The sequence below is a fragment of the Paeniroseomonas aquatica genome (assembly GCF_030409335.1).
In the GTDB taxonomy this organism is placed as follows: Bacteria; Pseudomonadota; Alphaproteobacteria; order Acetobacterales; family Acetobacteraceae; genus Belnapia; species Belnapia aquatica.
Genome location: NZ_JAUFPN010000006.1, coordinates 23,551 through 46,260, shown reverse-complemented (window position 1 = coordinate 46,260; position 22,710 = coordinate 23,551). Strand labels below are relative to the sequence as shown.

The following is a 22,710-nucleotide window of genomic DNA, read 5'->3' as shown; positions in this document are numbered from 1 at the left end:
CATGCCGAAGCTGAAGCTCGGCCCGATCCTCGACGACCGTCCGGTGAAGCTCAGCGTGGAGCTGCCGGCGGATCTCCACCGCGACCTGGTCGCCTATGCGGAAGCGCTCTCGCGCGAGACGGGGCAGCAGGTTGAGCCCACGAAGCTCGTCGCGCCGATGCTGGCGCGGTTCCTGGCGAGCGACCGAGGCTTCCGCTCAGCACGCCGGCCCTCACCTCGATCTCGCGGGTCGCAGGCTCAGCCAGCGCGCGATCCCTGAGTGGCACGCAGCTGCGCCAGGAACCTTCGCAGGGCGGGGTTGTCGCGCTTGGGGTCCCAGTACGCGGCAGCCTCCACCATCGTCGGACCGGTCTCATTGCCGACGGGCCGGAATACGACGCCCGGATAGGATGCCCCGGAGGCAGACTCCGCGAGCACGGCAACGCCGAGCCCCGCGCCGACCAGGTTGAACATCGCCTCTCGGCCGACGTCCTGCTCGACGAAGCGCGCCTTGTGACTGGACGGCAGCAGCGCCTCGACCTTCTCGCGCGCTTCCGGCCCTGACCCCCGGCGCGAAATACTGAAGGTCTCCGCGACCAGGTCGGACCAAAGCACCATCAGCCGACTGGCCAGCGCATGGTCCGCCGGCAACGCGACCATGCCGGCCTCCTGCCAAAGTGCCAGACGGTCGAGCCCCGGCTCCTCGTTCGGGCCCAGCAACAGGGCTAGGTCAATGTTTCCGCGACGGACCGCGGTCAAGAGGTCGTGCCTTCCTCCCTCCCGAATCCGAACCTCGATTCGTCGGCGCTGCCGGACAAATCGCACCAAAGAGTCCCGGAAGCGGCCAGTTGAGGCCGAAAAGTAGGTGCCGATCACCAGCCGTCCGGTCGCTGCCGATCCAGCATCCCGCGCCCGGCTCGCGGCGTCCCGCACCTCGTCGAGCAGCCGCGTCGCGTCCGCGAGGAACCTTTCGCCTGCCTCCGTGAGCTTCACGCCCGACGGTCGCCGCTCGAAAAGGGACACGCCCAGCCCGTCCTCCAGCGCACGAAGCCGCCGGCTGACCGTCGATACTGTCAGACCCGCCCCGCGCGCCGCCAATCGTATACTGCCGCTCCGCGCCACCGCGATCGCCAGCGTCAGTCCTCGCAGGTCAATTGCGCCCAGGAGGCCGGCGTTCGCTCCCCACCGTTCAGGCTGTCGCGGCACGTGGGCCAGCCTCCATTGCCGGCCGACCCCGATCCCGGTCGAGCGCGGGCCATGGAGCGCGATGCCCTCATTCGGTCGCGCAGGACCGGCCGCAGACTTAGGGTCTGACGCGAAATAAATAAATCAAATGTGATGACCGGCAGCGGGATATGGGCGTAGGTCAGCTGACGTGGTGCTGGCAGGCCGGCGTAGCCTGTTGGGGTGATCGATGTGGATGACATCCGGGCGCGGTATCGGCGGGCTGTCCCGTTTCTGGACGAGCGAGGACGCCGGCTGTTTGCGGCGAATGAGGCCTTGGCGATCAGCTATGGCGGAGTGACCGCAGTTTCCCTGGCGACCGGCCTGGCGCGCAGCACGATCCAGCGCGCCATCGTGGAGCTGCAAGGTGGCTCCAATCCGATCGGGCAGCGGGTCCGCCGTGAGGGCGGGGGACGCAAGCGTGCGGTGGTGCTGCAGCCAGGCTTGCCGGCGGCGCTGGAGGCGCTGATCGAGGACGCTATCCGCGGTGATCCGGAGACGCCGCTGCGCTGGGTGAGCCGCAGCCAGCGCCGGATCGCTCAAGCCTTGTGCGAGCGCGGCTTCGCCGTGAGCCAGAAGCTGGTGGGCCTGCTGCTGCGCGAGCAGGGATACAGCTGTCAGGCCAACCGCAAGACCCTGGAGGGAACGAAGCACCCCGACCGCGATGCTCAGTTCACTCACATCAACACCGTCGTGCAGGCGGCGATGGCGGCAGGCCAGCCGGCCATCTCGGTCGATACCAAAAAGAAAGAGCTGGTTGGCGACTTCAAGAACTCCGGCCGCGAACTGCGTCCGAAGGGCCAGCCGGAGCCGGTGCGGGTGCATGACTTCGAGCTGCCGGAGCTGGGCAAGGTCGCGNTCCGGCCGCGAACTGCGTCCGAAGGGCCAGCCGGAGCCGGTGCGGGTGCATGACTTCGAGCTGCCGGAGCTGGGCAAGGTCGCGCCCTATGGCGTCTACGACCTCGCCGCCAATGCCGGCTGGGTCAGCGTCGGCGTGGATGCTGACACGGCAGCCTTCGCGGTCGAGAGCATCCGGCGCTGGTGGCAGCAGCTGGGCCAGGCTCGCTACCCGGCGGCGAAGCGACTGGTCATCACCGCCGACTGCGGCGGCAGCAACGGCGTCCGGGTACGGCTGTGGAAGCGCGAGTTGCAGCGCTTCGCCACTGAGTGCGGCCTGGCGGTCACCGTGGCGCACCTGCCGCCTGGGACCAGCAAGTGGAACCGCATCGAGCACCGCCTCTTCGCCGCTATCTCGCAGAACTGGCGCGGCAAGCCGCTGGTCAGCCACCAGGTCATCGTCCAGATGATTGGCGCCACGACGACGAAGACTGGCCTGACGGTACGCTGCGAACTCGATGCCAGCAGCTATCCCAAGGGCGTTAAGGTCACCGATGCCGAGATGGCCGCGCTCGCCATCGAGCGTGATCCGTTCCACGGCGAGTGGAACTACACCATCTCACCCAACCAGCAGCCGCCTTGAAGTAGTTATTTTGCGTCAGACCCTTAGGGAGATAGTAAGTGCAGCGACAGCCTTAACCACCTGCCACGGCAGCGCTCGTGCAAAAGGGCGTGGCCGGCGCCCAATCGACCTTACGCGCAACGGAGGTTGGCTATTCCGTCAGCGCCTGCCATGCCCGTTCCATCACGACGCGGTGGGCCGGAGCCGAAGCACGCCGCCGCAGCCGCCGTCGCGCGGGGCCAGGCTGCGGTCGGTCGGCGCCCCGCCTGCGAGGCCGCCGATCGCGGCGCAGTCGCCCGTCTCGCGCGGCCGCGGCAGTGACAGCAGGCGCGCGATCGGTGCCGAGGTCTCGCGCATCACGGACGCAATCAGCAGCGGCTGATCCGGCCGCACCGGGTCCTGCCACCCTGAGACCCAGGCCCGCAGGACAAGACGCTGGTCGGCCGCCCCGCCCGGCCGTGCCAAGGTGAGGGCCGGTGTCCGGCCGCGGTCCATCATCGGCAGCGCCGGCAAGTCCATGGCTGGCGTGGATGGAACCAGCATGCGGCCGAGCGCCGCAGCCGACCAGCCAGGCAGCGGCTGCCAGCCATCGCCGGTGAGCGCCGCTGCGAGGGAGGCAGGCGAGCCCCGCCATTGCAGGAGGATGGGTTCCTCACCCTCGCCGCCGAGGTCGCTGCGATGCGTCGGCAGACGGCGCCAGCCACCATCGCGCCAGGGCTCGGCGAGAAGGCTCGGCCGCAATGCGTTGCTGTGCAACACGGCGAGGTCCGGGCCGAGATGAGTGGCGATCCGTGCACCGCCGAAGGCCAACAGCACGGCACCGACCACCGCCGCCAGCGCAAGCGGCGCCACCACCTCATGCCGCAGATCGCGAAACACGACCGCGAAGCACGCGACCACCGCGGCACCCAGCAGCATCCCGCCCACCACGTCTGATGGCCAATGCGCCGCCAGGTAGACGCGGGAGAACAGGATCAGCACGATCAGCAACAGGATCGGGACCAGGGCCAGCCTGCGCCAGCGCCCGCCTTGCCCGCCTTGCCCGCCCGCGACGAGCCAGCCGAGCAGGCCCAGCGTCACCACCGCCATGGTGCTGTGCCCGCTGGGGAAGGAGAAGCCGGAGGCGATCGGCGTCACCAGCGGCGGCCGGCCGGCTTGCACGCCGAGTTTGATCGCCGTCATCAGCGCCGCCGTTGCCGCAATGGCGACCAGTACGCCTGCCGCGAGGCGGACCTGCCGGCGCAGCAGCAACCAGCCGATCATCGCGCCACTCACCATCAGGTTCATGGAGGTGTCGCCGAGCCTGGTTACGGCAAGCATGACCGGGTCGCTCCATTGGTTGTGTAACGACGCGACCAGGGCCAGGACCGCGCCGTCGACCCGCACGACGGTATCGCGCCCGACCACGCCTTCCAACAACGCCAGGAAGCCCAGCAGGCAACCGGCTGCCAGCGCGACCAGAAGCGCGCTGATGCGCCGGTCGGCCTGTTCGGGAGCGGTCGCGAAGCGACCGAGGCGACCGGCGAGATCCTGGCGCCGCGCCGCCCAGCCGGCCAGTGCAGCACGGCCATGGCCGAGCCACCGATAGCCGATCGCCCCGCCCACCCGCAGCGCCCAGAGCGTAGCCAGCACCAGGGCCAGAAGCGCGGCCACCGCCACCCAGAGCCGCATGCTGACCGCGCCGGCCGCGGCCAGGGCCGTACCGGCCAAGACGCCTGGCAACACATGGGCCGGCGCCCAAACCAGCGCCGAAGCGACGTTGGCGGCATAGAATCGGCCGACCCTCATGCCCAACATGCCGGCGGCGATCGGTACCGTGGAACGGATCACCGGCACGAAGCGAGCAATGAGGATGCTGACGGCGCCGCGCCGCAGGAAATAGGCCTCGCCGCGGTCCAGCAATTCCGTCCTGCGCGCGAAGGGCCAGATGCCGCGCAGCCGGTCGCGGTAGCGATGGCCGATCCAGAAGGACAACCCGTCACCGAGGACGGCGCCGGCGGCGGTTGCCGCCAGGATGACCCAGAGGTTCAGGTGCCCCAGCGCCACCAGCGCGCCGACGGCGACGATGATGGCGGTGCCAGGCACGATGGCACCGATGATGGCGATGCTCTCCGCTGCCGCCGCGACGAAGACCAGGGCAGCAGCCCAGGGACCAAGAAGGCGAGGTTGCCCGGCGCGCCATGGCTGGGCGGCTCGGCCAGGCCAATGCCGACAAGCTGCGCGACGACGGCCAGGGCGATGGCCGCATGCATGAGGCAGGTGAACAGGCTGCGGGGCATGGGGTCGGCCTCCATGAGGTCTAATGGTCTCGGCATTCAACGCCGCCGCGCCGTGACCAGCATGCCGGCGCCGATCAGCAGCGGCAGGCCCAACGCCACGGGCAGGACCCTGCGTGACTCCACCAACGGCTTGGCCCGGACGGTGAAGTCGGCGAAGGGGCTGGTGGCCAGGGCCGCGCCGTCGCGGGTCGCGGCGCTGACCACCGCGCGATAGGTGCCGCTGGCGATCAGCCGGAACGGCCAATCTGTCGCGACGGACTCGCCCGGGGCCAGCGATGGGATCGTGATCGCCTTGTGGGCCGACCAGTCTTCCAGGTCGATCGGCTGTTCCTGGCCAGGATCGGTCCGCAGCAGCGAGACCCAGCCGATCACGCCGCCGACCGGTGTGGTGCCGTCGTTGCGGATCACCGTTCGGAAACTGAGCCGGTCGCCCATTTGCGCGGAGGCACGGTTGGCCGCCGCAGGGGCCATGGAGATGCTGATCGGCAGCGCCTCGGCCGCCAGGGCCGGAGCGGCGCCCAGGCCGAGCGCCACCGCGCCGGCCAGAAACATGCGGGACATCGTCATCGCTCCTACCGGCGCACGCGGCGGAATGCCGCATGGGCGAACCACAGCATCAGCGCGAGCCATGCCAGCGTGTGGGCGAGAGACATCCATTGCGAGAGCAGGCCCTGGCTGTCGATGATCACGAGGTCATAGCCATTGACCGCGGCCGAGAAGGGATTGACCGCATCGAACATCCCGCCGAGTGCCGATTGCCGCAGGCTCGGCCCGATCAGCAGCGGGCTGGCCGCCACCAGCAGCCCGATCAGACCCGCCAGCAGCGCCGCCCGGGTCGAGCCCAGCCTGGCGCCGAGCCCGAGCCCGAACAGGCCGAAGCCCAGGACCACCGGCGTTCCCAGCAACACCAGCACCGCCATGCCGTCCCACAGGTTCTGGCCGGTGCTGCCGACCGCCCAGAGGAACGGCACGGCCAGCGCCAGCATCGCCGCCCAGGCCATGGCCACGCCGCCGATCTGGCCCAGCAGGATGGCGCCGCGCGAAGCCGGGGTCAGCAGCAGCGGCACCAGGCTGCCACGTTCGCGTTCGCCGCCGATGCCATCGACGCCGACCACCAAGGCCAGCAGGGCACCGAGCGCGGTGGCTATGCCGGCCATGTCGTAGACGACCTGCGCATTGTCCAGCAGGCTTAGTTCGGCGCTGCCGACCAGCAGCAGCGAGAAGGCCGACAGGGCGCAGGCCATGGCCAGCAGCCAGGCCTGGCCGCGCAGGTCGAGCAGCAGTTCGCCGGCTTCCTTGCGGGCGATCTGTCCGGCGGCGGTCATGGTGCCTTACCTTCGGTCAGCGCGAGATACAGCGCCTCCAGCCCGCCGGCATCGCGGTGGATTTCCCGGATGGGCCAGCCGGCGAACAGCAGGGCGCGCCACATCCCGGCCGGATCGGTGCCAGGGGCAAGATCGACGGTGATCCATGGATCGTCCCGGGCCACGATGCTCAGGCCGTCCGGCAGCACCACATCCGGGGCGAGCGGACGATCCAGGTGCATCGCGAAGCGGTCGTGCCGGCCGGTGCCGGCCGCGAGTTCGGCAAGGCTGCCCTCGGCCACCGTCCGCCCGGCGACGATGATGCCGATACGGTGGCAGAGGCGTTCGACATCATCGAGCAGGTGGGTGCACAGCAGGATCGCCGTCCCTTCCTGCGCCAGCCCGGCGAGAAGGTCATGGACATCGCGCCGGCCGCGGGGATCGAGGCCGTTGGTCGGCTCGTCCAGCACCAGCAGCTTCGGCTCGGCGATCAGCGCGCGAGCCAGTCCCAGGCGCTGGCGCATGCCGCGCGAATAGGTGCCGATGCGCTGGCCCGGGCGCGGCGCCAGCCCGACGCGTGCGAGCATCGCTTCCAGCGCCGTCGTGGATACCTCCCGGCCATAAAGGGCGGCGAAGAAGCCGAGATAGGCCGGGCCGTTCATCCAGTCGTAGAAGCCGTTGCGCTCCGGCAGTACGCCGATACGGGCGCGGACCGCGTCGGGTTCGCGCCGCGGGTCCTGCCCGAACACCGCGACCGTGCCGGCATCGGCCGGCAGCAGGCCGACGGCGGCCGCGATGGTCGTGCTCTTGCCGGCGCCATTCGGGCCGAGCAGGCCATAGACCTCGCCGGCATCGAGGGACAGGTGCACATCATGCAGCACCGGCGTGCCGTCGATGCTCAGCTTCAGGTCGTTGATCGCGAGGATCATGGGAATCTCCTGGACCATGCGCCCCGCCCGCGGAGCGCGGGCGGGGGAAGCGGGTCGGTCAGTCCTCGTCGGCGGCGGCGACGTGGAGCACCGCACCGGTATCCGGGTTGATGGTCACCTCCTGCCGCTCGGTGCCCTTCAGCGTCTCGACCTTCAGCGTCAGCCGGCCATCCTCGTGGTCCACGCCCGCCTCGATGGCGCGGCCCCCGGTGGCCTGCTCGGCCGCGGCGATCGCCTGCGGCAGGGTGGTGCGCATCGCGGCCACGGCCTGCATCTCGGCGGTGGTGTCGCGGTCACGCTCTCGTTCGCTGGCGAGCGCCACGGTGCCGGCGCCGGCGGCTCCTAGCAGGAGTGCGGTGGCCAGGGCGTAGGGAGCGAACTTGTTGCGGAACATGTGTGGGTTTCCTGTATCGTTTCGGCGGATCGGACTGATCCGGCCAGAGGAACCCTAGGGCCCGCGTGATTGGGGGGGGTGGTCCGGCCTATACCGATCGTTGATCCCCATTCAGCCGTTCTGCGCATGAAAAAGGCCGCGCCGGTCGGTGCCGGCGCGGCCGATTCAGAAGACCGGCGCGGTGGTCAGCTCGCCTGGACCACGGCGCCCTGCCTGCGGTTCGCTGTCAGCCAGACGACCAGGGCCAGGATCACAGCGAGGAAAAGGCCGCTCGTCACCACGGTGCCAAGGCCGAGGCCGCCGGCATCCGCCGGCTGCGACAGCAGGTCCCCGAGCGAGGCGCCCAGCGGCCGGGTGAGGATATAGGCGATCCAGAAGGCCAGGATGGCGTTGGCCTTCAGGCCAAAATGCGCCGCCGTCACGGCCGCGATCAGGCCCGCGAAGATCACCGCGGACCAGGCGTAGCCGATCTGCAGCCCCTCGGCGGCCAGATCGCCCGCGGCGGTGCCGAGCGCGAAGGTGAACAGGATCGCGGCCCAGTAGAACACCTCGCGCCGGGTGGTGTGGATGCTGTGGATGGAGAGCGTCCGCTCGCTCGCATACCAGGCGGCGAAGGTCGCGCTCAGCGCCACGGCGAAGATCGCCGTCGCCATGGGCAGGGTGACGCCGAGATTGTCCACCATGTTGTCGGTCACCAGTGTGCCGACAACGCTGACCAGCACCGTGGTCAGCCAATAGACCCAGGGCACGTAGCGCCGGGTGCGCAGCTGCAACGCCAGCACCCCGGCCAGCAGCACGCCCATGATGATCGAGGTGCCGTTCAGGCCGAAATTCATCGTCACCGCGATGAAGTCGGCGCCGGTCTCGCCGACCGTGGTGGCCAGGATCTTGATGACCCAGAAGGCCAGCGTGACCTCCGGCACCTTGTTGAGCATCGCCATGCCGGGGCTTCGCGCCAGGTCTACCGGTGGATGGGCCGCCGCCGATGGTGCACCAGCGCGAAAACCTGTCATGGCCAGTCTCCTGAAATCCGCTCCGCACCGCGATGCCCGGGCGCCTGCCGCATGAAGGTCTGGGTCGGTTCGTCCTTCGGTGACCCCGCCTATACCGATCCGTTATCCTCACGCGTCTGAATTCCCGCCACATGGATGCGGACGCACGACACGGCCTTGGCAAGCACGACGCCTGACAGATCGGTATAGAAGCGGAGATCAGTCGCCGAGCATTTCTGGCTGATACGTGTGACGGGAAGGCAGGCAGGCATGAAGCGATGAAAATTCTGGTCGTGGACGATGACAAGGAGACGGCCGACTACGTTGCCCAGGGCCTCACCGAGGCGGGCCACGTCGTGGACAAGGCGCTGACCGGCAAGGAGGGTCTGTTCCTGGCGGCTGGCGAAACCTACGACATGATCGTCCTGGACCGCATGCTGCCGGGGCTGGACGGCATTGGCATCCTGCGAACGATCCGTACCGCTGGCGTCGGCACGCCGGTCCTCATGCTGACCACGCGCGGCGGCGTCGCCGACCGCGTCAGCGGGCTGGATGCGGGCGCCGACGACTACCTGGTGAAGCCCTTCGCCTTCGCCGAATTGATGGCGCGGGTGAACGCCCTGGCGCGTCGCCCTCCGGTCAGCGGCGAGGCGACAGTGCTGCGCGTGGCCGACCTCGAGATGGACCTGATCCGTCGCACGGTGGTCCGCGCCGGGCAACGGATCGAGTTGCAGCCGCGGGAGTTCCGGCTGCTCGAGTACCTGATGCGCCATGCCGACGAGGTGGTCACGCGCACCATGCTGCTGGAGGCGGTCTGGGACTTCCACTTCGACCCGCAGACCAATGTGGTGGAGACCCATATCAGCCGGTTGCGCGGCAAGATCGACCGCGGCTTCGGGGCGGAGCTGATCCAGACGGTGCGCGGTGCGGGGTACGTGATCCGTGCGCCTGTCTGATGCCATGGGCCTGCTGGTTGCACCGATCCGCACCAGCGCCGGTCGCGCGGGGTTGCTGCATGCGGGTCTGACGCTGCTGGCCTCGCTCGCCATCCTCGGCACCGTCTATGTCGTCACCACGGTCTATGAACGGCGTGCCGCGCAGGACGGCATCGCGACTGAAGCGCGCAGCCTCGTGATGACCGAGGCGGAGGGCGGCCTCGCCGCGCTGGCGCGACAGATCAACAGCCACGTCGCCTCTGATCCTGCCGGCAGTACCGTGTACCTGCTGCTGGACCGGGATCGTCGCGTGCTTGCGGGGAATGTCGCGCCAGGCGCGCCGACGACCGGCTGGCAGACCCTGGTGCTCGATCGGGGCGAACACGCGGGCGACACCGCCTTGGGCCTGGGCGTCGCGCTGCCGGGCGGCGCCCTGCTGCTGATCGGCCGTCCCCAGGGGCAGTTGGAGGAGCTTGAGGAGACGATCATGCGCGCCATCCTGATCGCCGGCGCGGTCGCGGTGCTGCTGTCGATCCTGGGCGGCGTTCTGCTGGGGCGATCCGTGCAGCGTCGTGCGGCGGGGATGAACGCCGCGCTGGCCGCGGTGGCCGAGGGCGACCTGGCCCGGCGCCTGCCGGCGCGCGCGCGAGGCGATGAGTTCGATGCGCTGGCCGGCGCCGTGAATGCCACGCTGGCCAGGCTGCAAGCCGCGCTGGCGCGGCTCAACCAGGTGACCGGCGACATCGCGCATGACCTGCGGACACCGCTCGCGCGGATGCGCCAGCGGCTGGAACGCGCCGCGCGCGGTGCCGCGACGGGCCAGGTGCCGCGCGAGGTGGTGGATCGCGCGGTTGGCGACATCGATGAGGTGCTCAGGGTCTTCGCCGCCCTGCTGCGCATCGCGCAGATCGAATCCGGCGAGCGGCGGGCCAGTTTCGCCGAGGTCGATCTTTCGGCGGCGCTGGCGGACGTCGTCGATGCACTTGCCCCCACCGCCGAGGATGCCGGGCGATCTTTTCCCGTGGCGATCACGCCCGGCCTGCGGCTGCGCGGGGATCGCGAATTGCTGCAGCAGGCCTTCGTCAACCTGATCGAGAACGCCTTCCGGCACACCCCGGCGCAGGCCGAGGTCCGGGTCACGCTGGCGCGCGAGGGCGACGCGATCGTCGGCAGCGTGACCGATCGTGGGGTGGGCATCCCCCCAGCCGACCGGGAGCGGGTGCTGCGCCCTTTCGTGCGGCTGGATGAGAGCCGATCCACGCCTGGCACGGGCTTGGGGTTGGCGCTTGTCCGGGCGGTCGCCGATCTTCATGGCGCTGAACTGACGCTCGCCAATCACGCACCCGGCCTGAGCGTGCGCCTGCGGTTTCCCGTCCAGGGCAGATCCCGATCGGGTGGAATCACCTGATCGGGTGCAGATGCTCGTGAAAACAAGGAGCTGGAGGCGTCGCAGCGACCCAAGCCGCGCGAGAATGGCTCTGGGTGCGGGAGCGGCGGACTGGCCGCGCGGCGAGCGCCCGGGCAGCGCCGCCGCGGCGCCAGCGCATGCCTGCCGCGGCCAGCCTCGATCCTAGGGTTGAATGCGAACTGTAGTGTTCATTGCAGAAAAACTTTTGCCGTAGTATATCCATCGCGTCAGCGCTTCCATGGCCGAGGAACCCCGTCATGCCACCCCGCCCCGAGACGCCGCACCCTGCCGAGGCCGACATCGCCGCCCTGTCACCGACCATCGCGCGCGTGGTGCGTTTCCTCCAGGCGAACCACGCCGTCGTCATTGCCTGTTCCGCGGCGGAACTGGCCCAGCGCATCGGCACCTCCGATGCGAGCGTGGTCCGCGCCGCGCAGGCGCTCGGATTTTTCGGCCTGCCGGCGCTGAAGCGTCATCTGGCGGCGGGGCTCGGCCAGCCACCAGACCCGGCCGACGCCATGCGGGCCACGCTGGCCGAGGTTGCCGCCGAGGTGGCGCAAGCGGTGAACTTCGCCATCCAGGCGCAGCGCGAAGCGGTCGAGGCGCTCGCCGAAACCGCGGCGCAGGACAGCCTGATCGCCGCGATCCGGGCGTTGCATCCGGCACAGCGCATCCTGGTCTTCGGGATCGGCCCATCGGCGGCGCTGGCGCGCTACGTCACCACGCTGCTGAGCCGTGCCGGCCGCCAGGCGCAGGCGCTGGATGCGAGCGGCATCGCGCTGGCGGACCAGTTGCTCGGCCTGCGTGCCGGCGACGCGATCCTGGCGCTCGCCTATGGCCGCGCCTACCGGGAGGTGGCGGTGGTCTTCGAAGAGGCGCGTCGCATCGCCGTGCCGATCGTGCTGGTGACCGACAGCCTGGATCGCTCGCTGGCGCGCCATGCCGACGTGGTGGTGCCCGCACGCCGCGGCCGTGCCCGCCGTGTGGCGCTGCATGGCGCGACCCTGGTGGCGCTGGAAGCGATGGTGCTCGGCCTGGCGGCGGCCGATGGCGGGCGGGCGCTGGCGTCGCTCGATCGGCTTAACGATCTGCGCGCGGCGATCGCGGGGAGCCGCCACGATGTCGGGTGATGAGTCCGGCGCATGGGGGCACGCGGCATTGCATCCGGGGCCGGTTCGCGCCGTCCGCCGCTGGCCTGCGCCGCGCCAGCCGACCGAGACCGCGCTCGCCCAGGCCGCACGCTATGCCCGCGACCGGCGGTATCTCGCGCGGCTGGATGACCGCCTGCTGCGCGATGTCGGCCTGGATCGCGGCGCGCTCGAAGATGGCACGCCGTTTCGTCAACCCTCGCCGCCGAACGCGGAATCCCACCCATTCTGGAAGCGCACGCCATGACCTGGATCGAACTGGCGCCGACCGTCTCGGCAGCCTTTCTTGCCTCGCTCGTTGAATGCGTGGAGGCCGCGACAATCGTGCTTGCGGTCGGCACGGTGCGCGGCTGGCGCTCGGCCTTTGTCGGCACGGGGCTGGCGCTGGCGGCGCTCGTCGTGCTGGTCGCCGCCCTCGGTCCGGCCCTCGCGCAATTGCCCGAACGTGCCCTGCAGCTGTTTGTCGGGCTGCTGTTGCTGCTATTCGGCATGCGCTGGCTGCGCAAGGCGATCCTGCGTGGCGCCGGGGTGATCGCGCTGCATGACGAGGATGCGGTGTTCCGCAGCGAGACCGCCAATCTGAAGCTGGCCCGCGCCACCGAGCGCTGGGGCCTCGAGCCGATCGCGACCGCGACCGCCTTCAAGGGCGTGCTGCTGGAAGGGGTCGAGGTGGCCTTCCTGGTGCTGGCGGTGGCCGCGGGCAGCCCGGCGCTGATCGGTCCCGCCGCCGCCGGCGCCCTGGCCGCGGCGGTGCTGGTGACGATCGGGGCGGTCGCGGTGCACCGCCCGCTGTCGCGCGTGCCGGAGAACACGCTGAAATTCGCGGTGGGCGTCGTGATCTCCGCCTACGGCATCTACTGGACCGGCGAGGGCCTCGGCATCGATTGGCCGGGTGCGGATCTCGCGCTGATCGGTATCGCGGCGGTCCTGCTGGCGGCGGCGCTGCTCGCGGTTCGCATGGCCGCGGTGCCCAGCCTCGGGTCGGAGTCACGCTGATGGGAACGCTTCGCGCCATCCTGCACGAGATCATCGGGCTGTTCGTGGATGATGGATCGCTCGCGCTCGCGCTCGTGCTGTGGGTCGTGGCGGTCGGCGTCGCGGCGCGCCTGGCGACCGGCCTGCCGGTGCTGGTGCCTGGCACCGCGCTGGCGGGGGGCTGCATCGCCATCCTGCTCTGGAACGTGGTTGGCGCCGCGCGGGCGCGGGCGCGACGCGGCTGACGCGGCGGGCCTCGCGGGGGCGCCGGCCGCGGTCCGCTTGCGCGCCGGCCTCCTCAGGACCTGGCCTTCACCCGTCCACGCCGGAGTGCTCGCCCGGGTTCCGCATCGATGGCAGAGCCCGTGCGCAGCCCGTGCGCCGGGTCCGCGCAATGGCCATGCGTGGCATCGGCCAGGACCTCGATCACCCGGCATTCGGCGATGGTGCCATGCGCGCAGGTCGTCATGCGGGCGAGTTCCGCTTCCAGCGAGCGCAGCCGCGCCAGCCTTTCGCGCACCGAAGCCAGGTGTCTTCGCGCGATGTCGTCCGCGCCCGCGCACGGCGCGTCGGGCGCCGCATCCGCGAGGCGCAGCAGCTCGCGGATGTCGTCCATCGGGAAGCCCAGTTCCCGCGCGTGGCGGATGAAGCCGAGCCGGTCGAGATGCGCGCGCGCATAGACGCGGTGACCGCCTTCGCTCCGCCCGGGCGGCGGCAGCAGGCCCTCGGCTTCGTAGAAGCGGATGGTGGTGGCCTTGACCCCTGTGGCGCGGGCGAGGTCGCCGATGGCGAGGCTCTCCGTCATGGCTGGCCCTTGTCATGTCGCGCCAGGAATTGTGCGAAGGCAGTCAGCGCCTTCTCGCTCGCGTGGTGCTCCAACCCCTCGGCGTCCTCCTCGGCGGTTTCGGAGTCGAGGCCGACGGCGATCAGGAAGCGGACGACCAGATCGTGCCGCGCCTTCGCGGTCCGTGCCATTTGCTGCCCCGCCTCGGTCAGGAACAGCCCGCGATAGGGCTTGGTCTCGACCAGCCCGTCGCGCTGGAGGCGGCCGACCGTCGCCGTGACCGTGGCCTGGGAGACGCCCATGCGGCGGGCGATATCGACCGCGCGCGCTTCGCCGTCCTCGCGCAGCAGGTCGGCGATGAGTTCCACGTAGTCCTCGGCCGTCGCGCTGCGGTCCGCCTCGCGCTGGCGGGCGAAGCGGGCGGCGTGGTCGTCGGCGGGGGGCAGGGGCCGCTCGGTGGCGGGGCGTCGCATAGGGTTCTGGCTTCCGGCTTGAACGCTTGATAGCCCGCCAATCATAACTTAGCCTAGCACTACCTGGGCAGTCTGAAGTCAGGTGGTGGTCTGAGTTTACGCCGGCAGTGCGGGCAGCGGATGGGCGTGACGAGATCGGCAAACAGCCGCGCCATGATGGCGCGGCGCAGCGCTGGCAGGGTTGGGGATGGTGGCGGTCCCGGAACGCGGCTCGGTATTTTCCCCCGACCTCGCCGGGTGCTGCCCAGCAAGGCGAAGGTGCTGCAGGTAAGCGAAGGCCATGCAGGTCATCAGTGCGTGCCGGTGCAGACCGGTCCAGGAGCGGCCCTCGAAGTGACCGAGGCCGAGTTCCTGCTTCAGTTGCTGGTGCGCCTGCTCGCAAACCCAGCGCGCCTTGATGGCGGCAGCGAGGGCGCGTAGCGAGGTCCGCGGCGGCAGGTTGCTGAGGTAGTACTTGCGCTCGCCACTCGAGCGCCACTCGCCAACCAGCCAGACCTCGTCGCCGGGCAGGTGGCGGTTGTTTGCCCAGGTTGCGCCGTCGCCGACCCGGACGCGGGTTGCCGCGAACCGCGCGGCCAGAGGGCCCTTGGTGCCGTGGCGCCACGTCACCCGCCGCCAGGGCAGCTCGGCCAGCACCGCCTCGGTCTCTCGGGGCTCCTGGTCCGGCGCTGGGCGCCGCTGGCGGCCTGTGGGCGGGACCAGTTGGACATCGGCGCCATAGACCTTCTGGTTGCGCGGGATGCCGACCGCCCAGGTCAGACCGTGCTCGCTCAGCCCTTGGCGGAAGGCCGCACTTGCCCCGTAGCCGGCATCGGCCAGGGTGAGGCCGAACCGCACGCCAGCGGCGATGATCCGGTCCAGCCCGGCCAGCGCGATCTCGCCCTTGGTGCGGGCCACCACCTCCTCATCCGGCACGCCGGCCACCGCGCAGCGTGCCGGATCGGCCGTCCACTCCGCCGGCAGAAACAGCCGCAGCCCCACGGGGACAGGCACCTCCCGCCCCGCCAGCGTCAGGGAGACCAGCGCCTGGCAGTTCGCCCGCTTGCCCAACTCGCCGCAGTACTGCCGCGCCACGCCGACCGAAAGCGTGCCCTTCTTCGGCAGCGCCGTGTCGTCGATCACCAGCACCGCCTTCGGTCCGCCCACCAGCCGGTCAGCCTGCTCGGCCAGCACCCGCCACAGGGGCGCGTCATCCCAGGCCGGGCTGGCGATGAAGTGCTGCAGTTGGTCGTGCCCGGACAGGCTCAGGCTGGCTGCCATCGGTTGCAGGCTCTTGCGCTCGCTCGGGCCCAGCAACCCGCGCAGGTACAGCGGCGCCCAGAGCCGGCGCTTCTTATGCCCGAGCGCGGCAAGGAAAGGCTCCAGCCAGCTATCAAGATCCTCAGCCGCCCGTGCCATGCCCGCCTCCCTCGCAACCCAGGCCCCTCAGCCCAGTGCAAAGGCAACGCAGATCAACGCATGAAGTGCCCAGGTAGTGCTAGGCTGAGTTTTGGAAGCATAACATGAACCCGCCGTCGGAAGCTGCCGCGCCGCCCGCCCCGGCCGGGATGCCGGGCCTGCCGGAGGTCCATCGCAGCGTCGCGGTGCCCAATGCGGGCGGCTTCCTGCGCAAGCTGTTCGCCTTCATGGGCCCGGGCTACCTGGTCGCGGTCGGCTACATGGACCCGGGGAACTGGGCGACATCGCTCGCCGGGGGCTCGGCCTTCGGCTACACGCTGCTCGCCGTCGCGCTGACCTCGTCGCTGATGGCCATCCTGCTCCAGGCGCTGTGCGTGCGGATCGGCGTCTCGACCGGCCGTGACCTCGCGCAGCTCTGCCGCGAACGCTTCCCCAAGGTGGTCGCCTATCCGCTCTGGCTGTTCGCCGAGATCGCCATTTGTGCGACCGACCTCGCGGAGCTGATCGGCACCGCCATCGCGCTCGAGCTGCTGTTCGGCATCCCGCTGCTCTATGGCGTCTTCCTGACCGCGCTCGACGCCTTCCTGATCCTGTGGCTGCAGAACAAGGGCGTGCGCTGGCTGGAGGCACTGATCTTCGGCTTCATCATGCTGATCGTCGGCTGCTTCGGCATCCAGATCGTGCTGTCGAACCCGGATTGGGCGGCGGTGCTGAATGGCTACATTCCGGCCGTGTCGATCGTGACCAACCAGACACAGCTCTACATCGCCATGGGCATCCTCGGCGCCACCGTGATGCCGCACAACCTCTACCTCCACACCGCTGTCGTGCAGTCGCGGTCCTGGAACCTCGATGAACAGGGCAAGCGGGAGGCGATCAAATTCGCCACCATCGACAGCTCGCTGGCGCTGACGCTGGCACTGCTGATCAATTCCGCCATCCTGATCACGGCCGCAGCCACCTTCCACGCCAGCGGCAATACCGAGGTGGCCGAGATCGGCGAGGCCTACCAGTTGCTGACGCCGCTGCTGGGCGCGGGTATCGCCGCGACGGCGTTCGGCGTGGCGCTGTTGCTATGCGGGCTTAACGCCACAGTCACCGCGACATTGGCGGGCCAGGTGGTGATGGAGGGCTTCCTGCGGTTCCGGCTGCCGCCGGTGCTGCGGCGGCTGGTCACGCGGCTGATCGCCATCATCCCGGCGGTGATCGTGACCTGGATGTATGGCGCGAGCGGCACGGCGCAGCTGCTGATCCTCAGCCAGGTGGTCCTGTCCATCCAGCTACCCTTCGCGGTGATCCCGCTGATGCTGTTCGCGCAGGACCGCAAGCGCCTGGGCAGCTTCACCGCGCCCGTGTGGCAGCTCGCACTGGGGTGGGCGACCGCGGCGGTGATCGTCGGGCTCAACATGAAGCTGCTGTTCGACGCCGCCTTCGGGGGCTGACGCAGGCGCTACGCCAGACCGAGCGCGACCGCGGCGACAACCAGGTAGCGCCCGACCTTAGCCAGCGCGACGAGCGCCAGGAACGGCAGGAAGGGCTCCTTCAGCACGCCGGCGGCGACCGTCAGCGGATCGCCGATGACCGGCGCCCCGCTGAGCAGCAGCGACCACCGTCCCCAGCGCCGGTACCATCCCTCGGCACGGGCCAGCGCCTGCGCCGATACGGGAAACCAGCGCCGGTCCCGGAAGCGGGCCACGCCGCGCCCGAGGCCCCAGTTCAGCGCCGAGCCGGCGATGTTGCCGAGGCTCGCCACCGCCAGCAGCAGGACCACGGATTGCTGTCCGGCCACGAGCAGGCTTGCCAGCGCGATCTCCGACTGTGCCGGGATCAGCGTCGCGGCGGCGAAGGCGATGGCGAACAGGCCCGCATAGGCGGCCAGGTCGGGCACGGCGATGATGGGCGCTTCAGCCGCCGCGCATCGCGTGCAGTGTATCGGCGACCGGGGCATGGACGTGGCGAAAGCCGCCGTTCGGCAGGGGCTGCGCGCCGTTCAAATGCGGGTGGTCCGCCGGCAGGCCGTGGTGGTCGTGCGGCGCGGCGCGCTCGGCCTCCGCCGGCCACAGCCGGATGGCGAGCCATGTGCCGGTGGCAGCCAGCGCCGCCAAGAGCAGGAAGGTCGGCGCCAGCCCCGCCGCTGCCCCCAGCCACCCCGCCAGCGGATAGGCGAGCAGCCAGCAGGCGTGGCTGAGGGCGAATTGCGCCGCGAACAGCGCGGGACGGTCGCCCGCGTCAGAAGACCGCCGTAGCAGTCGCCCCGAGGGCGTCAGCACCAGCCCATTGCCGAGGCCAAGCAGCGCCCAGAGCGCCAGCACGAGCCCCCAGTGTTGCAGCGCCAGCGGCCCCGCGAGCAGACCGGCCACCAGGATCACGGCGCCCGCCAGCATCACCGGGCGGTCGCCAACGCGATCCAGCACACGCGGCAACGCGAGTGCGGCGACCATCGAGCCGAAGCCATAGGCCGCCAGCGTCCATGCCAATTGCCCTGCACCCAGCCCGAGCCCCGCCTGTATCAGTACCACCGTGTTGACGATGACCATCGCCCCGGCCGCGGCGACCGCCAGGTTCAGCGCCAGCAGCCCGCGCAGCCGCGGCGCGGCAAGATAGAGCCGTGCGCCGCGCGTCGTGCGCCCCCAGGCGCTCTCCTGCGTCGAAGGCGGCTTGGGCGAGAGGAGCAGCACCGAGACCACCAGCGCCGCCGAGGCGATGAAGCCGAGCGTCGTGCCCGCGAACAGCCAGTGGAAGCCGATGACGGAGAGCAGGGCCGCGGCCAGCATCGGGCTGGTCAGTGCCTCCATGTCGTAGGCGAGGCGAGAGAGCGAAAGAGCGCGGGTGTATTGCGCCTCATCCGGCAGCACGTCGGGGATGGTGGCCTGGAAGGTGGGCGTGAAGGCGGCCGAGCAGGCCTGCAGCAGGCCGATCAGCAGATAGACCTGCCAGATCTCGGTGACGAAGGGCAGCGCCAGCGCGACGGCGGCGCGCAGCAGGTCGAGCGCCACCAGCAGCGCGCGCCGCGGCACCAGGTGCACGAAGGCGCCGGCGACCGGCGCGATGCCGACATAGGCCACCATCTTGATCGCCAGTGCCGTGCCCAGGACCGCGCCGGCATCGGCGCCGGCGAGGTCGAAGGCGAGCAGGCCGAGTGCCACGGTCATGAGGCCGGTGCCGATCAGCGACAGGATCTGCGCGCCGAACAGGTGGCGATAGGTGCGGTCGGCCAGCGGACTCAGCATTTCGCCGCTCCTGATGTGAAGAGCATCACAGGTATTTCGTGATCTGCTTGAACGCTTCCATTGCGGCGCGCCGCTCGGCGCCGGTTTCCCCCGCGGCGTGATCCAGGCAGTGGTCAAGGTGGTCGCGGATCAGGCTGCGCTTGGCCTCGCTGACCGCGCGTTCAACCGCATGCAGTTGCTGAGCGATGTCGAGGCAGGGTCGCCCCGCGACGATCATCTCAACCACGCTGCGCAGATGACCCTCGGCCCGCTTCAGCCGTTTGGCGATCTCGGGGTGGGATTCGTGGACATGCTGTTCGCTCATGAGCTTGTCCTATCCCCCTGGTATGGATACGGTCAATCTGCTAGCCACCAAGGGATGGCGGATTGGAGCAGCTGCGCGGCATGAGGGGGTTTCGACACATCGTCAGGCTGCTGCTCGTGGCAATGCTGGTCTTCACCTTCGCGCCGCCCCTCGCCGCGGTGTCGATGCACGGTGCTGCCGACCATATCCACGCCACGGACGATCAGGACCTGCCTGGGCCCCACGATGCCGTCGATCATGCGGTCACGGACCATGTGCATGAGGCGGTAACCGTGCGTCCGGCATCCCTGGCACCGCGATGGATGCCGCGTGCCCGGCTCGCAATCCTGGGGCAGGAGGGCCTGGCGCCAGGGCCAAACAGCAGAATGGAACGGCCGCCCCGCGGGCTCGGCTGAGCTGCCCATGCCGCCGTCTTCGGACAGTTCCTTCCTTTCTCACCTGAGCGGTCTCACTCATGAATCCCATCATCGCGGGCGACGCGCGCCTGTCGCGAGTTCCATGGCTATGCTTGTGCGTCCTCGGCCTGACCCTGCTGGGCGCCACCACCGAGGCGCTCGCCCATGCCGTCGCCGAGGGCGATAAGGGCTACATCCAGGAAATATCGGGCATCCAGCTGCTGCCCTTCGTCTATCTCGGCGCCAAGCACATGGTCACCGGCTACGACCACATCCTGTTCCTGTTCGGCGTGATCTTCTTCCTGTACCGGCTGCAGCACATCGCGATCTATGTGAGCCTGTTCGCGCTAGGCCACTCCACGACCATGCTAGCCGGCGTGTATTTTGGCATCGGTATCAACAGCTACATCATCGATGCCATCATCGGCTTCTCGATCGTCTACAAGGCGCTCGACAATCTCGGCGCCTTCCAGCGTTGGTTCGGCGTCCAGCCGAACACCAAGGTGGCGACGCTGGTCTTCGGCTTCTGCCACGGCTTCGGCCTGTCCTCGAAGATCCTCGACTACAACATCTCGCCCGATGGGCTGCTGCCGAACCTGCTGGCATTCAACGTCGGCGTCGAGGTCGGGCAGTTGCTGGCGCTCGCCGTCATCCTCATCGCAATGGGCTTCTGGCGCCGCAGCCCGAGTTTCCTGCGCCATGCCTACACCGCCAACGTCGTCATGATGACCGCCGGGTTTGTGCTGATCGGCTATCAGCTCACCGGCTGGTTCGTCTCCTGAGGGATCCCTGACATGTACAACACCGACCTGCCGACCCGCGCGGAACTGCCTTCCTCAAAGCAGCTGCTTCGCTCCACCGCTATCGCAGCCGCGGCCTCCGTGGCCATCCTCATCACCGTGGTCCTGCCCGCTGAGTACGGCATCGACCCGACCGGCGTTGGCCGTCCCCTCGGCCTGACCGAGATGGGCGAGCTGAAGATGCAGTTGGCGGCCGAGGCTGCAGCCGATCGGGCGCCACCGGCTGCAACGCCAGGCCCGCGTTCGAGCCTGCCTGGCGCGATCTTCGCAGGGCTGTTCATCCGCCCGGCCGCCGCTCAGACGGCGCCGCCGGCCGTCGCCGCGCGAACCGACGAGACCATCATCACGCTCCGGGCGAACCAGGGCATCGAGGTAAAGCTCGACATGCGCAGTGGTGCGCGGGTCAACTTCAATTGGACCGCCACCGGCCCGGTCAATTACGACATGCATGGCGAGCCGCCCAACGCCGGGCGAAACTCGACATACAGCTATCGGAACGGCCGCGGCTCCTCCGGCGAGCAGGGCGAACTCATCGCCCGCTTCGACGGCACCCATGGCTGGTTCTGGCGCAACCGCTCCGGCCGCGATCTGACCGTAACGCTGCGGACCAGCGGCGACTACGCGCGCATCATCCGACCCTGACCCCCGAACGGCGCCGTTGCGCTCGATGGGCGCGGCGGCGCGTCTGGTGATCTGCGGCACCACGCCCATTTGCTTCGACGGCCGAGAGCAATCTGACTGCTGCGGCAACAGGGAGAGGAACCGTCACATGCAGAAACGCCGCTTGCTGCTGAGAACCGTGGCGCTTCTCGCCACCGCCAGGGCCACGCACGCCGCCGCAGCCACGCGTGTCACCGTCTGGCGGGACCCGTCCTGCGGCTGCTGCACCGGCTGGGTCGCGCACCTTCGCGCCGAGGGGTTTGCGGTGGATGACCAGGTCTTGCGGAACCTTGGGCCGGTTCGCGCGAGGTTGGGCACGCCCGCCGATTTGCTGTCCTGCCATGCTGGTGCCGCGGAGGGTTTCGCCTTCGAGGGCCATGTTCCAGCCCCGGCCATTCGCCGCCTGCTGGCCGAACGCCCGGCCGGCGTGCGCGGCCTGGCAGTGCCGGAGATGCCGCTCGGCTCGCCCGGCATGGAGGTGCCGGGCCAAGCGCCCGACACCTACGATGTGATGGCCTTCGGCGCCGGCCCACATCGACCCTTCATGCGCTTCACCGGCGGCAGCCCGGCCTGATGCCGGGCGAGGCCGGCATCCGCCTGGGCGTATTCCTTGGCGTGCTTCTGGCCGTGTTCGTGGCCGAGCGGGTCTGGGCGCGTGACGTCCCCCGCCCGCTCGCCTGGCGGCGTTGGCCGGGCAATCTGGCGCTGCCGGTGATCGGCTCGATCCTGGTGCGCCTGGTGGCGCCGGCCGGCGCGGTGGGCGCGGCATTCTGGGCCGATGCCAGGGGATTGGGGCTGTTGCCCGCGCTAGGCGTGCCGGGCTGGGTGGCGGTGCCGGTGGCGATCCTGTNCGTGCTTTTGGCCATGGTCCTGGCCGAACGCATCTGGGCACGTGGCTCACCTCGCCCTCTTGGCTGGCGGCGTTGGCCCGGCAACCTAGCGCTGCCGGTGATCAGTTCGATCCTGGTGCGTCTTGCGGCGCCGGCGGGTGCGGTCGGCGCGGCCTTTTGGGCCGAAGCCCAGGGATTCGGGCTGCCGCCCGCGCTAGGCGTGCCGGGCTGGGTGGCGGTGCCGCTCGCTGTCCTCCTGCTCGACCTGGCGATCTATCTGCAACATCGGGTGTTCCACCACGTGCCGGCGCTGTGGCGGCTGCACCGGATGCACCATGCCGACCCAGAACTCGACGCCACCACAGGCCTGCGCTTCCACCCGATAGAGATCCTGCTGTCGCTTGGTATCAAGGTTGCGATCGTCGTCGCTCTGGGCGCACCGCCTGTCGCCGTGCTGGCCTTCGAGGTGCTGCTGAACGCCACCAGCCTGTTCAACCACGCCGACATCCGCATCCCGCCGCGCCTGGATGTCTGGCTACGCCGACTAGTAGTGACGCCAGACATGCACCGGACGCACCATTCAGAGGTCCGCGCCGAGACCGACAGTTGCTTCGGCTTCTGCCTGCCCTGGTGGGACCACCTGTTCGGCACCTACCGCGCGGCGCCGGCCGCCGGCCTTGATGGGGCGGTGATCGGCGTGCCTGGGTGGCGTGCGGTCCGCGAACAGCGGTTGGACCGGCTGCTGCTGCATCCTCTGGCTGCCGATCCCCCGAAATAGGGCTTGCACCTCTAGTCGCTAGAGGTTCCATA

Annotated in this window: 27 protein-coding genes and 1 pseudogene; 15 read left to right on the top strand and 13 right to left on the bottom strand. The window is 69.8% G+C overall.

Going from position 1 to position 22,710, the window contains the following annotated elements; genetic code table 11:
* Position 1 precedes the first annotated feature (1 nt).
* Positions 2-259: a DUF2274 domain-containing protein gene (locus QWZ14_RS00830; protein ID WP_290314647.1), complete on the top strand. Its 258-nt coding sequence runs from the start codon at positions 2-4 to the stop codon at positions 257-259.
* Here QWZ14_RS00830 and QWZ14_RS00825 read toward each other — a convergent pair.
* On the bottom strand, positions 238-1,185 hold the full coding sequence (locus QWZ14_RS00825; protein ID WP_290314646.1) for a LysR family transcriptional regulator: 948 nt from the start codon (positions 1,183-1,185) through the stop codon (positions 238-240). The two genes, QWZ14_RS00830 and QWZ14_RS00825, sit on opposite strands and share 22 nt — an antisense overlap.
* Before the next feature lie 204 nt (positions 1,186-1,389).
* Here QWZ14_RS00825 and QWZ14_RS00820 point away from each other — a divergent pair.
* Positions 1,390-2,683: pseudogene (locus QWZ14_RS00820) on the top strand (ISAzo13 family transposase).
* 162 nt (positions 2,684-2,845) lie between these two features.
* Here QWZ14_RS00820 and QWZ14_RS00815 read toward each other — a convergent pair.
* A complete protein-coding gene (locus QWZ14_RS00815; protein ID WP_290314645.1) occupies positions 2,846-4,747 on the bottom strand; it encodes a bifunctional DedA family/phosphatase PAP2 family protein in 1,902 nt (633 codons plus the stop codon).
* Positions 4,748-4,842: 95 nt separating this feature from the next.
* Here QWZ14_RS00815 and QWZ14_RS00810 point away from each other — a divergent pair, with 95 nt between their 5' ends.
* Complete coding sequence (locus QWZ14_RS00810) at positions 4,843-4,965, top strand: hypothetical protein (protein ID WP_290314644.1); 123 nt, start codon at positions 4,843-4,845, stop codon at positions 4,963-4,965.
* A 12-nt stretch (positions 4,966-4,977) separates the two neighbouring features.
* On the opposite strand, the gene QWZ14_RS00805 is transcribed toward QWZ14_RS00810, so the two are convergent.
* The 5 genes from QWZ14_RS00805 to QWZ14_RS00785 all read right to left on the bottom strand — a co-directional run bounded on the left by QWZ14_RS00805 (position 4,978) and on the right by QWZ14_RS00785 (position 8,509).
* Positions 4,978-5,508: a hypothetical protein gene (locus QWZ14_RS00805; protein ID WP_290314643.1), complete on the bottom strand. Its 531-nt coding sequence runs from the start codon at positions 5,506-5,508 to the stop codon at positions 4,978-4,980.
* A gap of 5 nt (positions 5,509-5,513) precedes the next feature.
* Positions 5,514-6,266, bottom strand: a complete 753-nt coding sequence (locus QWZ14_RS00800; protein WP_290314642.1) for an ABC transporter permease subunit — start codon at positions 6,264-6,266, stop codon at positions 5,514-5,516.
* Complete coding sequence (locus QWZ14_RS00795) at positions 6,263-7,174, bottom strand: ABC transporter ATP-binding protein (protein ID WP_290314641.1); 912 nt, start codon at positions 7,172-7,174, stop codon at positions 6,263-6,265. Before QWZ14_RS00795 ends, QWZ14_RS00800 begins: the two co-directional genes overlap by 4 nt.
* Before the next feature lie 58 nt (positions 7,175-7,232).
* Complete coding sequence (locus QWZ14_RS00790) at positions 7,233-7,568, bottom strand: PepSY domain-containing protein (protein ID WP_290314640.1); 336 nt, start codon at positions 7,566-7,568, stop codon at positions 7,233-7,235.
* Positions 7,569-7,753: 185 nt separating this feature from the next.
* Positions 7,754-8,509, bottom strand: coding sequence for a COG4705 family protein (locus QWZ14_RS00785; RefSeq protein WP_290314639.1), 756 nt, complete (start codon positions 8,507-8,509; stop codon positions 7,754-7,756).
* A 329-nt stretch (positions 8,510-8,838) separates the two neighbouring features.
* Between QWZ14_RS00785 and QWZ14_RS00780 the strand changes: the two genes are divergently transcribed.
* The 6 genes from QWZ14_RS00780 to QWZ14_RS00755 all read left to right on the top strand — a co-directional run bounded on the left by QWZ14_RS00780 (position 8,839) and on the right by QWZ14_RS00755 (position 13,271).
* On the top strand, positions 8,839-9,516 hold the full coding sequence (locus tag QWZ14_RS00780; protein ID WP_290314638.1) for a winged helix-turn-helix domain-containing protein: 678 nt from the start codon (positions 8,839-8,841) through the stop codon (positions 9,514-9,516).
* A complete protein-coding gene (locus QWZ14_RS00775) occupies positions 9,503-10,903 on the top strand; it encodes a sensor histidine kinase (protein ID WP_290314637.1) in 1,401 nt (466 codons plus the stop codon). Before QWZ14_RS00780 ends, QWZ14_RS00775 begins: the two co-directional genes overlap by 14 nt.
* Before the next feature lie 257 nt (positions 10,904-11,160).
* Complete coding sequence (locus QWZ14_RS00770; RefSeq protein WP_290314636.1) at positions 11,161-12,033, top strand: MurR/RpiR family transcriptional regulator; 873 nt, start codon at positions 11,161-11,163, stop codon at positions 12,031-12,033.
* The gene (locus tag QWZ14_RS00765) at positions 12,023-12,298 is read left to right on the top strand and encodes a DUF1127 domain-containing protein (RefSeq protein WP_290314635.1); all 276 of its coding nucleotides are present in this window, start codon (positions 12,023-12,025) and stop codon (positions 12,296-12,298) included. The genes QWZ14_RS00770 and QWZ14_RS00765 overlap by 11 nt, the downstream gene beginning before the upstream one ends.
* Positions 12,295-13,047 (top strand): TMEM165/GDT1 family protein, encoded by a 753-nt coding sequence (locus QWZ14_RS00760; protein WP_290314634.1) that lies wholly within the window; start codon positions 12,295-12,297, stop codon positions 13,045-13,047. The genes QWZ14_RS00765 and QWZ14_RS00760 overlap by 4 nt, the downstream gene beginning before the upstream one ends.
* Positions 13,047-13,271, top strand: a complete 225-nt coding sequence (locus QWZ14_RS00755) for a hypothetical protein (RefSeq protein ID WP_290314633.1) — start codon at positions 13,047-13,049, stop codon at positions 13,269-13,271. The genes QWZ14_RS00760 and QWZ14_RS00755 overlap by 1 nt, the downstream gene beginning before the upstream one ends.
* 53 nt (positions 13,272-13,324) lie before the next feature.
* Here QWZ14_RS00755 and QWZ14_RS00750 read toward each other — a convergent pair whose 3' ends face one another.
* The 3 genes from QWZ14_RS00750 to QWZ14_RS00740 form a co-directional block, all read right to left on the bottom strand.
* Positions 13,325-13,831 carry a MerR family transcriptional regulator gene (locus QWZ14_RS00750; RefSeq protein WP_290314632.1) on the bottom strand — a complete coding sequence of 169 codons (507 nt, stop codon included), beginning with the start codon at positions 13,829-13,831 and terminating at the stop codon, positions 13,325-13,327.
* Positions 13,828-14,283 carry a manganese-binding transcriptional regulator MntR gene (gene mntR / locus QWZ14_RS00745; protein ID WP_290314631.1) on the bottom strand — a complete coding sequence of 152 codons (456 nt, stop codon included), beginning with the start codon at positions 14,281-14,283 and terminating at the stop codon, positions 13,828-13,830. The genes QWZ14_RS00750 and mntR overlap by 4 nt, the downstream gene beginning before the upstream one ends.
* Positions 14,284-14,379: 96 nt before the next feature.
* Positions 14,380-15,681, bottom strand: coding sequence for an IS701 family transposase (locus tag QWZ14_RS00740; protein WP_353959247.1), 1,302 nt, complete (start codon positions 15,679-15,681; stop codon positions 14,380-14,382).
* A gap of 104 nt (positions 15,682-15,785) precedes the next feature.
* On the opposite strand from QWZ14_RS00740, the gene QWZ14_RS00735 reads away from it, so the two are divergent.
* Complete coding sequence (locus QWZ14_RS00735; RefSeq protein ID WP_290314630.1) at positions 15,786-17,123, top strand: Nramp family divalent metal transporter; 1,338 nt, start codon at positions 15,786-15,788, stop codon at positions 17,121-17,123.
* An 8-nt stretch (positions 17,124-17,131) separates the two neighbouring features.
* On the opposite strand, the gene QWZ14_RS00730 is transcribed toward QWZ14_RS00735, so the two are convergent.
* The 3 genes from QWZ14_RS00730 to QWZ14_RS00720 are packed head-to-tail and all read right to left on the bottom strand — an operon-like array spanning position 17,132 to position 19,215.
* Positions 17,132-17,569, bottom strand: a complete 438-nt coding sequence (locus tag QWZ14_RS00730) for a YqaA family protein (RefSeq protein WP_290314629.1) — start codon at positions 17,567-17,569, stop codon at positions 17,132-17,134.
* A 16-nt stretch (positions 17,570-17,585) separates the two neighbouring features.
* On the bottom strand, positions 17,586-18,911 hold the full coding sequence (locus QWZ14_RS00725) for an MFS transporter (protein WP_290314628.1): 1,326 nt from the start codon (positions 18,909-18,911) through the stop codon (positions 17,586-17,588).
* 25 nt (positions 18,912-18,936) lie between these two features.
* A complete protein-coding gene (locus tag QWZ14_RS00720; protein ID WP_290314627.1) occupies positions 18,937-19,215 on the bottom strand; it encodes a metal-sensing transcriptional repressor in 279 nt (92 codons plus the stop codon).
* Between the two features lie 62 nt (positions 19,216-19,277).
* Between QWZ14_RS00720 and QWZ14_RS00715 the strand changes: the two genes are divergently transcribed.
* The 5 genes from QWZ14_RS00715 (at position 19,278) to QWZ14_RS00695 (ending at position 22,678) form a co-directional block, all read left to right on the top strand.
* On the top strand, positions 19,278-19,610 hold the full coding sequence (locus tag QWZ14_RS00715) for a hypothetical protein (RefSeq protein WP_290314626.1): 333 nt from the start codon (positions 19,278-19,280) through the stop codon (positions 19,608-19,610).
* A 113-nt stretch (positions 19,611-19,723) separates the two neighbouring features.
* On the top strand, positions 19,724-20,392 hold the full coding sequence (locus tag QWZ14_RS00710) for a HupE/UreJ family protein (protein WP_290314625.1): 669 nt from the start codon (positions 19,724-19,726) through the stop codon (positions 20,390-20,392).
* Between the two features lie 12 nt (positions 20,393-20,404).
* A complete protein-coding gene (locus QWZ14_RS00705; RefSeq protein WP_290314624.1) occupies positions 20,405-21,052 on the top strand; it encodes a transmembrane anchor protein in 648 nt (215 codons plus the stop codon).
* Between the two features lie 127 nt (positions 21,053-21,179).
* Positions 21,180-21,644, top strand: a complete 465-nt coding sequence (locus QWZ14_RS00700; RefSeq protein ID WP_290314623.1) for a DUF411 domain-containing protein — start codon at positions 21,180-21,182, stop codon at positions 21,642-21,644.
* Positions 21,644-22,678, top strand: coding sequence for a sterol desaturase family protein (locus QWZ14_RS00695; protein ID WP_290314622.1), 1,035 nt, complete (start codon positions 21,644-21,646; stop codon positions 22,676-22,678). The genes QWZ14_RS00700 and QWZ14_RS00695 overlap by 1 nt, the downstream gene beginning before the upstream one ends.
* The last annotated feature ends 32 nt before the right edge of the window (positions 22,679-22,710 follow it).

Excerpts from the sequence above, each read along its gene's own strand:
- QWZ14_RS00830 (WP_290314647.1), top strand. The coding sequence starts at position 2 with ATGCCGAAGCTGAAGCTCGGCCCGATCCTCGACGACCGTCCGGTGAAG.
- QWZ14_RS00810 (WP_290314644.1), top strand. The coding sequence starts at position 4,843 with ATGGCTGGGCGGCTCGGCCAGGCCAATGCCGACAAGCTGCGCGACGAC.
- QWZ14_RS00805 (WP_290314643.1), bottom strand. The coding sequence starts at position 5,508 with ATGACGATGTCCCGCATGTTTCTGGCCGGCGCGGTGGCGCTCGGCCTG.
- QWZ14_RS00800 (WP_290314642.1), bottom strand. The coding sequence starts at position 6,266 with ATGACCGCCGCCGGACAGATCGCCCGCAAGGAAGCCGGCGAACTGCTG.
- QWZ14_RS00795 (WP_290314641.1), bottom strand. The coding sequence starts at position 7,174 with ATGATCCTCGCGATCAACGACCTGAAGCTGAGCATCGACGGCACGCCG.
- QWZ14_RS00790 (WP_290314640.1), bottom strand. The coding sequence starts at position 7,568 with ATGTTCCGCAACAAGTTCGCTCCCTACGCCCTGGCCACCGCACTCCTG.
- QWZ14_RS00785 (WP_290314639.1), bottom strand. The coding sequence starts at position 8,509 with ATGGCGATGCTCAACAAGGTGCCGGAGGTCACGCTGGCCTTCTGGGTC.
- QWZ14_RS00780 (WP_290314638.1), top strand. The coding sequence starts at position 8,839 with ATGAAAATTCTGGTCGTGGACGATGACAAGGAGACGGCCGACTACGTT.
- QWZ14_RS00770 (WP_290314636.1), top strand. The coding sequence starts at position 11,161 with ATGCCACCCCGCCCCGAGACGCCGCACCCTGCCGAGGCCGACATCGCC.
- QWZ14_RS00765 (WP_290314635.1), top strand. The coding sequence starts at position 12,023 with ATGTCGGGTGATGAGTCCGGCGCATGGGGGCACGCGGCATTGCATCCG.
- QWZ14_RS00760 (WP_290314634.1), top strand. The coding sequence starts at position 12,295 with ATGACCTGGATCGAACTGGCGCCGACCGTCTCGGCAGCCTTTCTTGCC.
- QWZ14_RS00755 (WP_290314633.1), top strand. The coding sequence starts at position 13,047 with ATGGGAACGCTTCGCGCCATCCTGCACGAGATCATCGGGCTGTTCGTG.
- QWZ14_RS00750 (WP_290314632.1), bottom strand. The coding sequence starts at position 13,831 with ATGACGGAGAGCCTCGCCATCGGCGACCTCGCCCGCGCCACAGGGGTC.
- mntR (WP_290314631.1), bottom strand. The coding sequence starts at position 14,283 with ATGCGACGCCCCGCCACCGAGCGGCCCCTGCCCCCCGCCGACGACCAC.
- QWZ14_RS00740 (WP_353959247.1), bottom strand. The coding sequence starts at position 15,681 with ATGGCACGGGCGGCTGAGGATCTTGATAGCTGGCTGGAGCCTTTCCTT.
- QWZ14_RS00735 (WP_290314630.1), top strand. The coding sequence starts at position 15,786 with ATGAACCCGCCGTCGGAAGCTGCCGCGCCGCCCGCCCCGGCCGGGATG.
- QWZ14_RS00725 (WP_290314628.1), bottom strand. The coding sequence starts at position 18,911 with ATGCTGAGTCCGCTGGCCGACCGCACCTATCGCCACCTGTTCGGCGCG.
- QWZ14_RS00720 (WP_290314627.1), bottom strand. The coding sequence starts at position 19,215 with ATGAGCGAACAGCATGTCCACGAATCCCACCCCGAGATCGCCAAACGG.
- QWZ14_RS00705 (WP_290314624.1), top strand. The coding sequence starts at position 20,405 with ATGTACAACACCGACCTGCCGACCCGCGCGGAACTGCCTTCCTCAAAG.
- QWZ14_RS00700 (WP_290314623.1), top strand. The coding sequence starts at position 21,180 with ATGCAGAAACGCCGCTTGCTGCTGAGAACCGTGGCGCTTCTCGCCACC.